14 protein-coding genes are annotated in these 13,600 nt (G+C 71.4%); 10 read left to right on the forward strand and 4 right to left on the reverse strand.

Translation table 11 applies throughout. The features are described from left to right. Genes ACWGO0_RS09065 through ACWGO0_RS09080 form a run of 4 tightly spaced genes read left to right on the forward strand, consistent with a single transcriptional unit; the run spans window position 1 to window position 3,605 of the window. Complete coding sequence (locus ACWGO0_RS09065) at window positions 1–948, forward strand: ABC transporter permease (RefSeq protein WP_453530334.1); 948 nt, start codon at window positions 1–3, stop codon at window positions 946–948. Beyond that, window positions 945–1,793, forward strand: a complete 849-nt coding sequence (locus ACWGO0_RS09070; RefSeq protein ID WP_453530337.1) for an ABC transporter permease — start codon at window positions 945–947, stop codon at window positions 1,791–1,793. Before ACWGO0_RS09065 ends, ACWGO0_RS09070 begins: the two co-directional genes overlap by 4 nt. A gap of 4 nt (window positions 1,794–1,797) precedes the next feature. Continuing rightward, window positions 1,798–2,781, forward strand: coding sequence for an ABC transporter ATP-binding protein (locus tag ACWGO0_RS09075; RefSeq protein WP_453530340.1), 984 nt, complete (start codon window positions 1,798–1,800; stop codon window positions 2,779–2,781). Then, complete coding sequence (locus tag ACWGO0_RS09080) at window positions 2,778–3,605, forward strand: ABC transporter ATP-binding protein (RefSeq protein ID WP_453530343.1); 828 nt, start codon at window positions 2,778–2,780, stop codon at window positions 3,603–3,605. Before ACWGO0_RS09075 ends, ACWGO0_RS09080 begins: the two co-directional genes overlap by 4 nt. A 115-nt stretch (window positions 3,606–3,720) precedes the next feature. Here the strand turns inward: ACWGO0_RS09080 and ACWGO0_RS09085 are convergent, their stop codons facing one another. Then, entirely contained in the window at window positions 3,721–3,924 is a 204-nt protein-coding gene (locus tag ACWGO0_RS09085) for a cold-shock protein (protein ID WP_003967102.1), read from the reverse strand. Between the two features lie 319 nt (window positions 3,925–4,243). Between ACWGO0_RS09085 and ACWGO0_RS09090 the strand changes: the two genes are divergently transcribed. From ACWGO0_RS09090 to ACWGO0_RS09105, 4 genes are all read left to right on the forward strand, one after another. Beyond that, window positions 4,244–5,122, forward strand: a complete 879-nt coding sequence (locus ACWGO0_RS09090) for a menaquinone biosynthetic enzyme MqnA/MqnD family protein (protein WP_453530346.1) — start codon at window positions 4,244–4,246, stop codon at window positions 5,120–5,122. A gap of 322 nt (window positions 5,123–5,444) precedes the next feature. Next, window positions 5,445–7,121: a serine/threonine-protein kinase gene (locus ACWGO0_RS09095; RefSeq protein ID WP_453530349.1), complete on the forward strand. Its 1,677-nt coding sequence runs from the start codon at window positions 5,445–5,447 to the stop codon at window positions 7,119–7,121. Between the two features lie 72 nt (window positions 7,122–7,193). Beyond that, entirely contained in the window at window positions 7,194–8,393 is a 1,200-nt protein-coding gene (mqnC, locus tag ACWGO0_RS09100) for a cyclic dehypoxanthinyl futalosine synthase (RefSeq protein WP_453530352.1), read from the forward strand. Window positions 8,394–8,410: 17 nt separating this feature from the next. Further along, the gene (locus tag ACWGO0_RS09105) at window positions 8,411–9,049 is read left to right on the forward strand and encodes a hypothetical protein (RefSeq protein WP_453530355.1); all 639 of its coding nucleotides are present in this window, start codon (window positions 8,411–8,413) and stop codon (window positions 9,047–9,049) included. Between the two features lie 8 nt (window positions 9,050–9,057). On the opposite strand, the gene ACWGO0_RS09110 is transcribed toward ACWGO0_RS09105, so the two are convergent. The 3 genes from ACWGO0_RS09110 to ACWGO0_RS09120 all read right to left on the reverse strand — a co-directional run bounded on the left by ACWGO0_RS09110 (window position 9,058) and on the right by ACWGO0_RS09120 (window position 11,264). Then, window positions 9,058–9,825 carry a DUF3152 domain-containing protein gene (locus ACWGO0_RS09110; protein ID WP_453530706.1) on the reverse strand — a complete coding sequence of 256 codons (768 nt, stop codon included), beginning with the start codon at window positions 9,823–9,825 and terminating at the stop codon, window positions 9,058–9,060. 79 nt (window positions 9,826–9,904) lie between these two features. After that, a complete protein-coding gene (locus tag ACWGO0_RS09115) occupies window positions 9,905–10,726 on the reverse strand; it encodes a hypothetical protein (RefSeq protein ID WP_453530357.1) in 822 nt (273 codons plus the stop codon). A 10-nt stretch (window positions 10,727–10,736) separates the two neighbouring features. Further along, on the reverse strand, window positions 10,737–11,264 hold the full coding sequence (locus tag ACWGO0_RS09120) for a SigE family RNA polymerase sigma factor (protein WP_453530709.1): 528 nt from the start codon (window positions 11,262–11,264) through the stop codon (window positions 10,737–10,739). Between the two features lie 142 nt (window positions 11,265–11,406). On the opposite strand from ACWGO0_RS09120, the gene ACWGO0_RS09125 reads away from it, so the two are divergent. Continuing rightward, the gene (locus tag ACWGO0_RS09125) at window positions 11,407–12,099 is read left to right on the forward strand and encodes a demethylmenaquinone methyltransferase (protein ID WP_328905249.1); all 693 of its coding nucleotides are present in this window, start codon (window positions 11,407–11,409) and stop codon (window positions 12,097–12,099) included. A gap of 137 nt (window positions 12,100–12,236) precedes the next feature. Beyond that, entirely contained in the window at window positions 12,237–13,520 is a 1,284-nt protein-coding gene (locus ACWGO0_RS09130; protein ID WP_453530361.1) for a geranylgeranyl reductase family protein, read from the forward strand. Window positions 13,521–13,600 lie beyond the last annotated feature (80 nt).

The raw sequence follows: 13,600 nt of genomic DNA on the forward strand, positions 1-13,600 counted from the left end.
ATGCTCGCCCGGATCTCCCGGCGGCTGGCCGGACTGCTGGCCACGCTCCTCGCCGCCTCCTTCGTCATCTTCGCCGCCGTGTACGCGGCACCCGGTGACCCGGCCGTCTTCCTGGCCGGGGGCCGCGACAAACTCACCCCGGAAAAGCTGGAGCTGGTCCGGGCGCAGTACCACCTCGACGAGCCGCTGGTCGTGCAGTACGGCCGCTGGCTCGGCGACTGCCTCCAGTTCGACCTCGGCCGCTCCTTCAAGTACAGCGACGAGGTCGCCGATCTGCTGGTCGCCCGCTTCCCGACGACGCTCGCCCTGGTGGCGTACGCGACCGTGCTCTTCGTCGTCCTCGGTGTCGGCGCCGGCATCCTCGCCGCCGTCCGCCGGGGCACCTGGATCGACTCGACCGTCGTCGGCGGTACGACACTGGCCGCCTCCGTGCCCTCGTTCGTCTCGGCCATCGCGCTGGTCGCGCTGTTCGGCGTCCAGCTCGGCTGGTTCCCCGTGACCGGCAGCGGCGAGGGCTTCGCCGGCACCCTGCACCATCTGACGCTGCCCGCCCTGTCGCTGGCACTCGGCGCACTCGCGCTGATCAGCCGGGTGACCCGGCAGGCGATGGCCGACGCGGGCGCCGCCGACCATGTGGAGGTCGCCCGCGCCTCCGGCATCCCCGAGCGCGAGATCGTGGTCCGCCACGTCCTGCGCAACGCGCTGGGGCCGATCGTCACCATGTGCGGCCTCGTCATGGCGGGCATGCTCGCCGGCACCGTCGTCGTGGAGACCGCCTTCGGGATCAGCGGCATCGGCTCGCTGCTCGTCGGCGCGATCAACACGCACGACTTCCCCGTCGCGCAGGCCGTACTCCTGCTCATGGTCACCGGCTACATCGTGGTGACCACGCTCGTCGACCTGCTGCACCCGCTGCTCGACCCGCGCGTGAAGGAGGCCGCCGTATGAGCGCCCTGACCCTCGCCCCTACCGGGCTCAAGACCCGTGCGGGCAGGTCCCCCAGCGTCATGATCGCGGGCGCGGTGCTCGTCCTGGTGGTCCTGGCCGCCGTCCTGGCGCCGTTCATCGCCCCGTACGCCCCCGACGCCATCGACCTCTCGGCGTCCCTGGTCGGCACGGGAGGCGAGCACCTGCTCGGCACCGACTCCTCCGGTCAGGACCTGCTCTCCCGGGTGCTGTACGGAGCCCGCACCAGCCTGATCGCGCCGATCCTCCTGCTCTCCATCGCAGCCGTCCTCGGCGTCGCGCTCGGCACGCTCGCCGCCTGGCGCGGCGGCTGGACCGACACTCTGGTCTCCCGGCTCACCGACGTCATGTACGCCTTCCCCGGGCTGCTGTTCACCGTCCTGATCATCGCGGTCTTCGGCGCCGGAATCACCACCTCCGTGCTCGCGCTCGGCCTCGCCTACACCCCGACGGTCGCCAAGTACACCCGCTCCGTGGCGCTCGCCGAACGCCGCAAGCCCTATATCGACGCCTACCGAGTCCAGGGCATGGGCGGCGCCCGGATCTGCGCCCGCTATCTCGTCCCCAACCTGGGCCGCTCGGTCCTCGGCTACCTGGTGGTGCTGTTCGGCGAGGCCCTGATGTCGCTGGCCACGCTCTCCTATCTGGGCTTCGGCGCCCAGCCGCCCAGCTCCGACTGGGGCCTGATGGTGCAGGAGGGCCAGGCGGCCGTCGTGCAGGGCGCGCTGCTGCCTGCCCTGGTGCCCGGCATCGCCATCGCCCTCGTCGTGGTGTCCTTCAACGTCGTCGGGGTCTGGGCCGCCGACCGACTCGACAGCAGGAGGTAGCCGCATGCTCCTCGACATCGAGAACCTCACCCTCGAACTCCCCGGCACCGCACGCCCCGTCCTCACCGACGTCTCCCTGCGGGTGGCGGCCGGAGAGGTGGTGGGCCTGGTCGGCGAGTCCGGATCCGGCAAGTCGACGACGGCCAGGGCGGCGCTCCGTACGCTCCCCACGGGCACGGCCGTCTCCGGCTCGGTACGCGTCGACGGCACGGACGTCCTTGCCCTGAGCGGCGAGGCACTGCGCCTGCACCGGGCGCGTACGGTCGCGATGGTCCACCAGGACCCGCGCGCCGCCCTCAACCCGGTCCGCCGCATCGGCGACTTCCTGGTCGAGCGGCTCGCGGGCACCGGCCTCGACAAGAAGGCGGCCCGCACCCGGGCCGTCGAACTCCTCGGCACGGTCGGCCTCCCCGACCCGGAACGCCGGGTACGCCAGCGCCCGCACGAACTGTCCGGCGGCATGCTCCAGCGCGTCGTCATCGCGGGCGCGCTGGCCGCCGAACCCAGGCTGCTCCTCGCCGACGAGGCGACCAGCGCCCTGGACGTCACCACCCAGGCCGAGATCCTCGCCCTGCTCCGCACCCTGCGCGCCGAGCGGAGCCTCGGGCTCCTGTTCATCACCCACGATCTGCACCTGGCCGCCGCCTACTGCGACCGCGTCTACGTGATGTACGCGGGCCGGGTCGTCGAGCAGCAGCCCGCCGCGGCCCTCTTCGAACGGCCACGGCACCCGTACACAAGGGGACTGCTCGACTGTTCGCCGACGCTCGGCGAGACCGGCCGGGAGATCCGCCCGATCCCGGGCCGCCCGCCCTCGCTGGCGGACACCTTCGGCGGCTGCGAGTTCGCCGACCGCTGCCCGGACGCCGAACCGGAGTGCGCCGACTGGCGGCCGGAGCCGGTGCCGCTGGACGGCCCAGGCACGGCGAGCTGCCGCCGCCTGCCCGTTCTCACAGGTACAGGTAAAGAGAATGGGAGCCTCCGATGACCGAGTCCGCACCGCTGCTCGCCGTGGACGGTCTGCGCAAGGCGTACGCGCTGCCCGGTGGCGGCAACCTCACCGCCGCCGACGGCATCACCTTCGGCGTGGAGGCGGGCGGCTCGCTGGGGATCGTCGGTGAGTCCGGCTCCGGCAAGACGACCGTCGCCCGGATGCTGGTGGGCCTCGTACGTCCCGACGCGGGCACCGTCTCCGTCGCGGGGCGCGCCCGCACCCCGCGTACTCCGCGCGGCCGTACCGCCAGGCTGGCCAGCGCCCGGGAGATCCAGATGGTCTTCCAGGACCCGTACGTCTCCCTGGACCCGCGCCTCACCGCCCGCCAGTGCCTGACCACGGCGCTGCGGCTGCACGGCAGGGAGGAGTCCCTGGCCGACGGGCTGCTCGACCGGGTGGGCCTCGGTGCCCGCGAGGCCGGGGCGCTGCCGCACGGTCTGTCCGGCGGTCAGCGCCAGCGCCTGGCCATCGCGCGGGCCTTGGCGGTGGACCCCAGGGTGCTGGTCCTCGACGAGGCGGTGGCCGCGCTGGACGTCTCGATCCAGGCGCAGATCCTCCAGCTACTCGGCGAGATCCGCCGGGACACCGGGGTCGCCCTGGTCTTCGTCAGCCACGATCTGGCGGTCGTCCAGCACATCACGGACGAGGTGCTGGTGATGCGCCGCGGCACCGTGGTGGAACAGGGCCCGACGGAAGCGGTGCTGGCCGTTCCGCGGGACCCGTACACCCGGCTGCTGCTGGCCTCGGTGCCGAGGGCGGGCTGGGACCCGGCGGACGCCGTCACGGCCAGGGCGGCCATGGCGGTACGGGGCGCCTGAGCCACGTACGAGTGAGTCCGGGAGCAAAAGGCAGGAGCCCCGTTCCCCGCCGAGGCGGAGGAGCGGGGCTCCTTGGGTACTGCTTTAGCCGGCCGCGATCGACCGACCCGGGCAACTAGGCCGGGGTGACGTTCTCAGCCTGCGGACCCTTGGGTCCCTGAGTGACGTCGAAGTTCACGACCTGGTTCTCCTCGAGGGAGCGGAACCCGGACGCGTTGATCGCGGAATAGTGAACGAAGACATCCGGGCCGCCGCCGTCCTGGGCGATGAAGCCGAAGCCCTTTTCAGCGTTGAACCACTTGACGGTTCCGGTAGCCATAAGCCCTCCTTGGGCCAAAGGGTTGCCCTGCTCCAGAACCTGCAAACAAGTCTGAAAACTACAAAAGCCTGCGGGTTACATGCTCCGCAGGCTCTGTACTGCAAGGGAAACCAAACTGCAACTTGCGGCGAGCCTAGCACGCACTCTGCGGAGAGCGGTAGGGGCAAAGATCACTTGATCCGGATGTTTGATTAGCGGACCCGGCGGGCTCCCGGCGAGCCCCCTGAGAGGACTCCGGGAGAGGCGGGCGAGCTGCCCCGAGAGGCCGCCGGGACGCCCCGCTGATGCCGCCCGGCGGGCACGGGTCTAGCCTCGCGATGTGGACAATTCAACCGTCTCTCCCGTCGAAGGCGACGACCGTCGCAGCCGGCCGCGCGTCGGCCACATCCAGTTCCTCAACTGCCTCCCGCTGTACTGGGGACTGGCACGGACGGGGACCCTGCTCGACCTGGAGCTCTCGAAGGACACCCCGGAGAGACTCAGCGAGCAACTGATCAGGGGCGAGCTCGACATCGGCCCCGTCACGCTGGTCGAGTTCCTGCGCAACGCCGATGACCTGGTCGCCTTCCCCGACATCGCCGTCGGCTGCGACGGGCCGGTCATGTCCTGCGTGATCGTTTCGCAGCTGCCGCTCGAACAGCTCGACCGGGCCCGGGTGGCGCTCGGTTCGACCTCGCGCACCTCCGTACGCCTCGCTCAGCTGCTGCTCGCCGAGCGGTACGGGGTCGAGCCCGACTACTACACCTGCCCGCCCGACCTCGGGCTGATGATGCAGGAGGCGGACGCCGCCGTGCTGATCGGCGACGCGGCGCTGCGCGCCAACCTGCACGACGCACCCCGGCTCGGCCTCCAGGTCCACGACCTCGGGCAGATGTGGAAGGAGTGGACGGGGCTGCCGTTCGTCTTCGCCGTCTGGGCCGCCCGCAAGGACTACCTGGCCGCGCATCCCCTGCATGTGGCCAAGGTCCACGAGGCGTTCCTGGCCTCAAGGGACGTGTCCCTGGAGGAGGTCGCCAAGGTCGCGGAGCAGGCGGCGCGCTGGGAGTCGTTCGACGCGGAGCTGCTGGAGCGGTACTTCACGACGCTCGACTTCCGCTTCGGCCCGGACCAGTTGGAGGGGGTGCGGGAGTTCGCCCGGCGGACCGGCCCGACGACCGGCTTCCCCGCCGACGTGAAGGTGGAACTGCTCGGCGGCTGAATGGGGATTCCCGGACTCTCCGGAGGTTTATCGCCTTACCGCCGGGGGCGGTCCGGAGCATTCCCTTCCGGTGAATGGAGCGAAAGGGATACGGGTCCGTCAGGTGTGCCCCGCGCCATGAATAGGGGACGGCATCCGGCGGGCGTCCCGCTCGCGTCCCGGTATCGACCGGATCAACGGCACATTCACGCCTTTCGCGGTGGCGAAAACCGCCGTTCGTTCCCTATAGGGGTGAAATCGGCAGAACGTTTCCCTGTGACCGGGTGGCCCATGCCCCTAGGCTTCGGGTCGCAGGTCGGGACGGGCCACAGGGGGAGTCCATATGCAGCCGCTGGAAGCCGGCGAACCGCACACCATCGGCGCCTACCGGCTGCTCGGCAGGCTCGGTGCGGGCGGGATGGGCCGGGTCTATCTGGGGCGCAGCGCGGGCGGACGTACCGTCGCCGTCAAGGTCGTCCATCCGCACTTCGCACTCGACGAGCAGTTCCGCGCCCGGTTCCGCCGCGAGGTCGAGGCGGCCCGGCGGGTCGGCGCGCAGTGGACGGCCCCGGTGCTGGACGCCGACCCGGACGCCGCCGTGCCGTGGGTGGCGACCGGCTATGTGGCGGGCCCCCCGCTCTCGCAGGCCGTCACCGCGCACGGCCCCCTGCCCGAGTACGCCGTACGGACCCTGGGCGCCGGTCTCGCCGAAGCGCTGGCCGCCGTCCATGCCGAGGGCCTCATCCACCGGGACGTGAAGCCGTCCAATGTGCTGCTCGCCCTCGACGGCCCCCGGCTGATCGACTTCGGTATCGCCCGCGCGACCGGCGCCACCGTCTCGCTCACCTCCACCGGGGTGTCGGTCGGCTCGCCGGGCTACATGGCGCCGGAGCAGATCCGCGGCCTGGACGTCTCCGGCGCCGCCGATGTCTTCTCGCTCGGCGCGGTCCTCGCGTACGCGGCGACCGGTCGCGCGCCCTTCCCCGGCGACTCATCCGCCGTACTCCTCTACAAGGTGGTGCACGAGGAACCGGAGCTGGGCGATCTGGAGGGCGAGCTGCGTGACGTGGTCGCCGCGTGTCTGACGAAGGACCCCGCGGGCCGGCCCGGCCCGGCGGACCTCGCCCGGCGGCTCGCGCCCGGCGGCGCCGCCGCGATGGTGGCCTCGGGCTGGCTGCCCAACCCCCTGGTGCGTGAGGTCAGCCGCGCGGCCGTGGCGCTGCTGGACCTGGAGCCGCAGGAGGCCCCGGCGTCGCAGTCGGGTCCTGTGCCGTTCAGCAGTGCGTCGCTGGGGAATCCGGTGCTGGGCGTGTTCGGGCCGCCGATCGCCTCGACGCCGCCCCGGCCGACCGTGCCGCCGTCGACCGGTGGTTCCGGTGGCGGCGGGGTGCCCGAGCAGCGCGCGTCCGACCCCCGGTTCTCCGTCACCGTGAACGCCCGGCCCGGCGCCCGCCGGGGCCGACGCGTGAGCTGCACCGTCGCGCTGGCCGTGGCGGGCGCGCTCGCCGCCGTCACCGCGGGCACCGGGATGCTGTCCGGCCTGTTCCCGGACAGCGACGACACGAAGAAGCCGAACACCGACGCGGCGGCGCCCACGCCCAAACGCTCCGGCACACCCTCGTCCGGTGCGCCGGGTGGCCAGGTGGGTGCGCTCCCGAAGACGTTCGCCGGCACGTGGAAGGGGCCGTTGACCGAACGCAGCGGCGCCCCGCACGGCACGCTGACCGCCGTGTTCACCCAAGGACGGAAGGGCACGGACGTGGCCCGGATGAAGGTGTCGCTCACCGTTCTCGGCACCACCGTCACCTGCAACAGCATCGGCAAGCTCTCCTCCGCCACCGCCCGGGTGGTGAAGATCCGTGAGCGCCTCGACCCGGCCGAGCCGAGCAGCGCGGGCCTCTGTACGAGCGACGCCGCCGACCTCACCTTCACCCTGACGCCCGAGGGAACCCTCACCTACCAGTCGTACGAGGAAGGGGCGGGGAAGCCGCGTGGCACGCTGACCCGGTCCGGCGGCTGAGGCCGACAGGGCCTGGCGTAGGCTGGATCGGTCCGTGGATCCGATGTAAAACCACCGAAAGGTGACAGCCCGGTGACCGAGAAGGCCGACCTTCAGACCGTCCTCGACCGCGCCGCCGAGGGTGGGCGGATCTCCCCGGAGGAGGCGCTCGACCTCTACCGGTCGGCCCCGCTGCACGCGCTCGGATCGGCGGCCGACGCCGTACGCCGACGCCGTTACGCGGGTACGGAGCACATCGCCACGTACATCATCGAGCGCAACATCAACTACACCAACGTCTGCGTCACCGCGTGCAAGTTCTGCGCGTTCTACGCGGCGCCCAAGGACACGGACAAGAGCTGGACCCGCGACCTCGACGACATCCTGCGCCGCTGCGCGGAGACCGTCGAGCTGGGCGGCACCCAGATCATGTTCCAGGGCGGCCACCACCCGGACTTCGGTGTCGAGTACTACGAGACGCACTTCTCCGCGATCAAGAAGGCGTACCCGCAGCTGGTCATCCACTCCCTCGGCGCCTCCGAGATCGAGCACATGGCCCGGATCTCCAAGGTCTCGGCGGAGGAGGCCATCCGGCGGATCCACGCCGCCGGTCTCGACTCCTTCGCGGGCGCGGGCGCCGAACTGCTGCCCGCCAGGCCGCGTACGGCGATCGCCCCGCTCAAGGAGTCCGGCGAGCGCTGGCTTGAGATCATGGAGATCGCGCACGGCCTCGGCGTCGAGTCCACCTCCACGATGCTGATGGGCACCGGCGAGACCAACGCCGAGCGCATCGAGCACCTGAGCATGATCCGCGACGTACAGGACCGCACGGGCGGCTTCCGCGCCTTCATCCCGTACACGTACCAGCCGGAGAACAACAAGCTGAAGGGCCAGACGCAGGCCACGATCTTCGAGTACCTGCGGATGATCTCCATCGCCCGGCTCTTCCTCGACAACGTCGCCCACATCCAGGGCTCCTGGCTGACCACCGGCAAGGAGGCCGGCCAGCTCTCCCTGCACTACGGGGCGGACGACCTCGGCTCGATCATGCTGGAGGAGAACGTCGTCTCCTCCGCCGGTGCCAAGCACCGCTCCAACCGCCTGGAGATCATCGACCTGATCCGCAAGGCGGACCGGGTCCCGGCCCAGCGCGCCACGACGTACGAACACCTCCTCGTGCACGACGACCCGGCGAACGACCCGGTCGACGAGCGCGTCGTCTCGCACATCTCGTCCACCGCCATCGAGGGCGGCACGGCCCACCCGGAGCTGAAGCTCCTCAGCGCCAACTAGGGCCTTCGGATGCTGCCTTGCTGACGATTCACGCCGCCGACGCGGTACTCGGCGCCCCGGAAGGGGTGGACGCCGTGGCCGTGGACGGCGGCGTGGTCGTCGCTGTCGGCCCGCACGCGGAGCTGACCGACGCCCGCCCGCAGGCCCGGGTGCGGCGCTGGTCAGGACTGATCACCCCGGGCCTGGTCAACGTCACGGCCACGGCCCTGCTGGAGACGGCCTACCACCCCGACCCCCGCGAGGCGGACGCCCTCGGCACCCGACCGCTGACCGGGGACGCGGTCACCGCGCTCGGCATGGACGACGCCCGCTGGGGCGCCAGTGCCCGCCGCGGACTGCAACGGATGCTGCGCCACGGCACGACCGCCGTCGCCGGAACGTTCACGCGCCCCGCCGTGCGCACGGCGGTGAGCCGCTCCGGACTGCGCGTCCATGCCCCGCGTACGGGGGACGGCACCGGTTCCGCCTCCCTGTCCCTGGACCCGCTGGCGGGGGTACGGGAGTTGACGGACGCGCTCGCCGGACCTCTGGCCGTAGGCGGCCCCGCCGACCTGGCGGTGTTCGCGGTGACGGACGCGACGGAGCTGACCGCGGTGGGCGCGGGCAGCTGCGTCGCGACGGTCCTCGGCGGGCGGCTGGTCTTCCGCTCCACCTGATCTGCCGGTCAGGGCGTGGGCGGACCGCCCAGATACCGCCCGCCCGAGGTGTACGGCCAGGCGTTGGACACACACCCCTTCAGCCCCTTGATCTGCTGCATCATCGCGGGGGCCGGGAGGCCGGGCCCCGGGCAGGTCTCGTGGCCGCGGCCCAGCCAGTGGCCGACCTCGTGATTGATGATCAGTGCCCGGTACTCGGCGGCCGAGCCGTCGAACATCGGTGAACCGAGCTGCCACCGCCGCAGGTTGACCATGACCTTCTCGCCGCCGCGGCAATTGACCTCGCCGCGGGTGTTCAGCCCGTACGAGCCGCAGATCCGGTCCGTGGTCGCCGGGGTCGCTATGCGGATCACCAACCCCGCCGATCCGTCCGCCACCTGGCGGAAGGAACGGGCCCCTCCACGGCTCCAGCCGCGTGGATCGGCGAGGATCGCGGCGATCTCCTCGGCGGCACTGTCCGGATCGACGCGGATGCCGTCCTCCACCTCGACGCGGTAGGGGCTGCCGTTACCGCCGGACGACGCGCCCGCGCGCGCCACCGTGAAGGTGCCAGGACCCGAAGCGGGCACGGACTCCGGGGCCTCGGGCTTCCGCGCCCCCGAACTCGGTGACGCCTTCGGCGAGGCCGGTGGCAGAGTCGGTACCGCCTTCGGAGGGGTCCGGGACGGGGCGGGGCCGGGCGGCTCGCGAAGGGCGGCGTTCGTCGTGCCGTCGCCCTGCCCCGGCAGGTCGACGAAGAGCACCGCGACGACGACGGCTGCCACGACCGTCAGCACGGCGAGCAAGGCACGCCCCCTCTGCCGACGTCTTCGACGCGTCCGGGACAGCTGCCGCCGGTGGCCCCGCCCACGCTGCTCAGCCACCCTGGACGCTGACCTGCTTCTTGAGCACCGGGTGCTCGTCCGCGTACCGCACCACGTCCAGCAGCCCGCTCTCCCGGACGCCGTCCAGGAGCTGCTCGGCACTCACCGGGGCGGATGCCTGGGCCTCTTCGTCCGGGTAGATGTCCAGCCGGACGTCACTGCTCCCGTAGGCGAAGGAGATCGAGGTGCTGGTCGTCGCCATGGAGCCGGAGGAACTGACCCGGACCCTGGCCTCGATACCGTCGGCCAGCTCCGCCGTCTCGCAGGTCATCTTCTTCGACGGAATGTCCCGGCACTCCCCATCGGCCTCGCCGTCGTCCGGCCGCACCGTGAAGCTCACGCTGAACACCTTGCCGTCCTTCTCCCCCTGGTACTGGGCAACGGAGGAGTCGATCGGCAGGATCGTCCCGACCGCGTCAGGCAGCGCCTCGTCCAGCGCGGTGGCAGCCCGCTGCTGGAAGTCCTCGAACCGCTCGCGCTCGGCGGGAGGCAGACCCTCCAGGCTGCCGTCCTCCGACTCGCCCGGGGTGGGCTCCACATGGACGGGCGTACGGTACGGCGCCGGCGCGGGCGAACCCGCGCCGGACGCGCCGACGCCCACGCTCGTACGCTCATTGCCGCCGCCCGGCAGCGCGACCGCCCCGAGTGTCGTCAGCGTGGCCACCCCGAAGGTGCCCGCCGCGACCGCCAGCCGCGCCCGCGCCCGGCGCCGCCGCCCCTGGGAGACGGCGCCCGGCACCAGGTCGGGCAGGGCGGGCAGGCCGGCGGCCGTACGGTCCATCGCGTCCCTGACCAGCGAATCGTCCTCGCTCATCACGTACTCCTCAGCTCTCGTGTGTGTAGACATGGGCCTGGCCCAACTGCTCCCGCAGCCGCGCCAGCGACCGTGAGCACTGGCTCTTCACCGTGGACTCGCTGCACCGCAGCAGCCCGGCGACCGACTCGACGCTCAGGTCCTCCCAGTAGCGCAGGACGACCATCGCCCGCGCCCTGGGAGGCAGTTCGGCGAGCGCGGCCATCAGCGTCACGGTTAGTTCGGGACCGACGGCGGCCGACGGCGTATCGACGCGGGTGTGGGCGAGGAAGTCGCGGAGCCGACGCCGGCGCTCCGCGAGATACGTCCGGGTCAGGACGGTGCGCGCATAGGCTTCGGGATGGTCGGCCGCGCTCGCCCGCCGCCAGTGCTGGAACAGCTTCGCCAGCGTCGTCTGCGTCAGATCGCGGGCGGTCTCCGCGTCGCCGCAGAGCAGATACGCCGTCCGGTACAGACGTCGCTGGTTCGCCCGGGCGAACGCCTCGAAGCCGGTGTCACCGGTGCCACTGGTGTCATCCGTGGACTCCCGACTGTGCATTACGGACATCTGCCCCCCTCTCCGGTTCTCGGTGGTCTCACCCCTGTACTGAGTACCGCCGGGCCCAAAAGGTTGAAGACGACTTTGCCGTCGGCCCCACGCCGCCGCGAGACGACCGGGGCCGGGCTGCTTGAATGGGACGGTGACCCGAGCCTCCCTGGAAAAGCAGCCGCACGAAGTCGCCTCGATGTTCGACGACGTGGCGGCGAAGTACGACCTCACCAACGATGTGCTCTCGCTCGGCCAGGCCCGGCTGTGGCGCAAGGAGGTCGCCAAGGCCGTGCACGCCCGGCCGGCCGAGAAGATCCTCGACCTCGCCGCGGGCACGGCGACGTCCTCGCTGCCCTTCGCCGCGACCGGCGCGTACGTCGTGCCGTGCGACTTCTCGATCGGCATGCTGCGGGAGGGCAAGAAGCGCAACTCCTGGCTGCCCTTCACCGCGGGCGACGCGACGAAGCTGCCCTTCCGCGACGAGACCTTCGACGCGGTGACGATCTCCTTCGGGCTGCGCAACGTCCAGGAGACGGAACAGGCGCTGCGCGAGCTGTACCGGGTGACCAAGCCCGGCGGACGCGTGGTGATCTGCGAGTTCTCGCAGCCGACGTGGGCGCCGTTCCGCACGGTCTACACCGAGTACCTGATGCGCGCCCTGCCGCCGGTCGCCCGCGCGGTGTCCTCCAACCCCGACGCGTACGTCTACCTCGCCGAGTCGATCCGCGCCTGGCCCGATCAGGCGGGCCTCGCCGGACTTCTCCAGAAGGCCGGCTGGTCCGACGTCGCCTGGCGCAACCTCACCGGCGGAGTGGTGGCCCTGCACCGGGGCGTACGCCGCTGACTTCCTGCCCGGCAGAAGCCGGACCAGGCACGATCGGCATCGGGGAGCCCTTCGGGAAGTTGACCGGCGGGCCCCCATAGACTGCATGGGACCTGTGCCGAGCGGCACGCGATTCCGAGTCCTCGGGAGATCCGACCGTGACCGAGCCCCTCTCCGAACACAGCGCGGATGTGATCGTCGTCGGGGCGGGCCCAGCCGGCTCCACGACCGCGTACTACCTCGCCAAGGCCGGGCTGGACGTGCTCCTCCTGGAGAAGACGGCCTTCCCCCGCGAGAAGGTCTGCGGCGACGGCCTCACCCCCCGTGCCACCAAGCAGCTCGTCTCCATGGGCATCGACATCTCCGAAGAGGCCGGCTGGCTCCGCAACAAGGGCCTGCGCATCATCGGCGGTGGCGTCCGCCTCCAGCTGGACTGGCCGGATCTCGCCTCGTACCCGGACTACGGTCTGGTCCGTAAGCGCGACGACTTCGACGAGCAACTGGCCCGGCAGGCGCAGAAGGCGGGCGCGCGGCTGTACGAGCGCTGCAACGTCGGCGCCCCGATCCTCGACGAGCGCACCGGCCGCATCACGGGCGTCAACGCGAAGCTCGGCGAGGAGAAGACCGAGGTCACCTTCCACGCCCCGCTCGTCGTCGCCGCCGACGGCAACTCCACGCGGCTCTCCCTCGCGATGGGCCTGCACCGCCGCGAGGACCGCCCCATGGGCGTCGCGGTGCGTACGTACTTCACCTCGCCCCGCCACGACGACGACTACCTGGAGTCCTGGCTGGAACTGTGGGACCGCCGCGGCCCGCAGGAGCGCCTGCTCCCCGGCTACGGCTGGATCTTCGGCATGGGCGACGGCACGTCCAACGTCGGCCTCGGCATCCTCAACTCCTCCTCCGCCTTCAAGGAGCTGGACTGGCGCGAGGTGCTCAAGGCGTGGTGCGCCTCGATGCCGGAGGACTGGGGCTACACCCCCGAGAACATGACGATGCCGATCCGCGGCGCGGCCCTCCCGATGGCCTTCAACCGCCAGCCGCACTACACCAAGGGCCTGCTGCTCGTCGGTGACGCGGGCGGCATGGTCAACCCGTTCAACGGCGAAGGCATCGCGTACGCCATGGAGTCGGGGCAGATCGCCGCGGACGTCATCGTCCAGGCACACGCCCGCGCGACCCCCGCCCAACGCGAACTGGCGCTGAACAACTACCCGAAGGTCCTCAAGGAGACCTACGGCGGTTACTACACGATGGGCCGCGCCTTCGTGAAGCTCATCGGCAACCCGAAGGTCATGAAGGTCGCCACCCAGCGCGGCCTGACGCACCCGCTGCTGATGAAGTTCACCCTGAAGATGCTCGCCAACCTGACCGACCCGACGGGCGGCGACGCGATGGACCGCATCATCAACGGCCTGTCGAAGGTGTCGCCGAAGTCCTGATCATGCAAGACCGGCTGCCCGGCCGATGGCTGGGCAGCCCGGCGCACGCCTGACCAGACGAGATTCGGCCGGTAGGTCAC

Source organism: Streptomyces sp. NPDC055749, assembly GCF_053617235.1.

Coding starts and splice junctions, on each gene's coding strand:
- ACWGO0_RS09065 (WP_453530334.1), top strand. CDS start 1: ATGCTCGCCCGGATCTCCCGGCGGCTGGCCGGACTGCTGGCCACGCTC.
- ACWGO0_RS09070 (WP_453530337.1), top strand. CDS start 945: ATGAGCGCCCTGACCCTCGCCCCTACCGGGCTCAAGACCCGTGCGGGC.
- ACWGO0_RS09075 (WP_453530340.1), top strand. CDS start 1,798: ATGCTCCTCGACATCGAGAACCTCACCCTCGAACTCCCCGGCACCGCA.
- ACWGO0_RS09080 (WP_453530343.1), top strand. CDS start 2,778: ATGACCGAGTCCGCACCGCTGCTCGCCGTGGACGGTCTGCGCAAGGCG.
- ACWGO0_RS09085 (WP_003967102.1), bottom strand. CDS start 3,924: ATGGCTACCGGAACCGTCAAGTGGTTCAACGCTGAAAAGGGCTTCGGC.
- ACWGO0_RS09095 (WP_453530349.1), top strand. CDS start 5,445: ATGCAGCCGCTGGAAGCCGGCGAACCGCACACCATCGGCGCCTACCGG.
- ACWGO0_RS09115 (WP_453530357.1), bottom strand. CDS start 10,726: ATGAGCGAGGACGATTCGCTGGTCAGGGACGCGATGGACCGTACGGCC.
- ACWGO0_RS09120 (WP_453530709.1), bottom strand. CDS start 11,264: ATGCACAGTCGGGAGTCCACGGATGACACCAGTGGCACCGGTGACACC.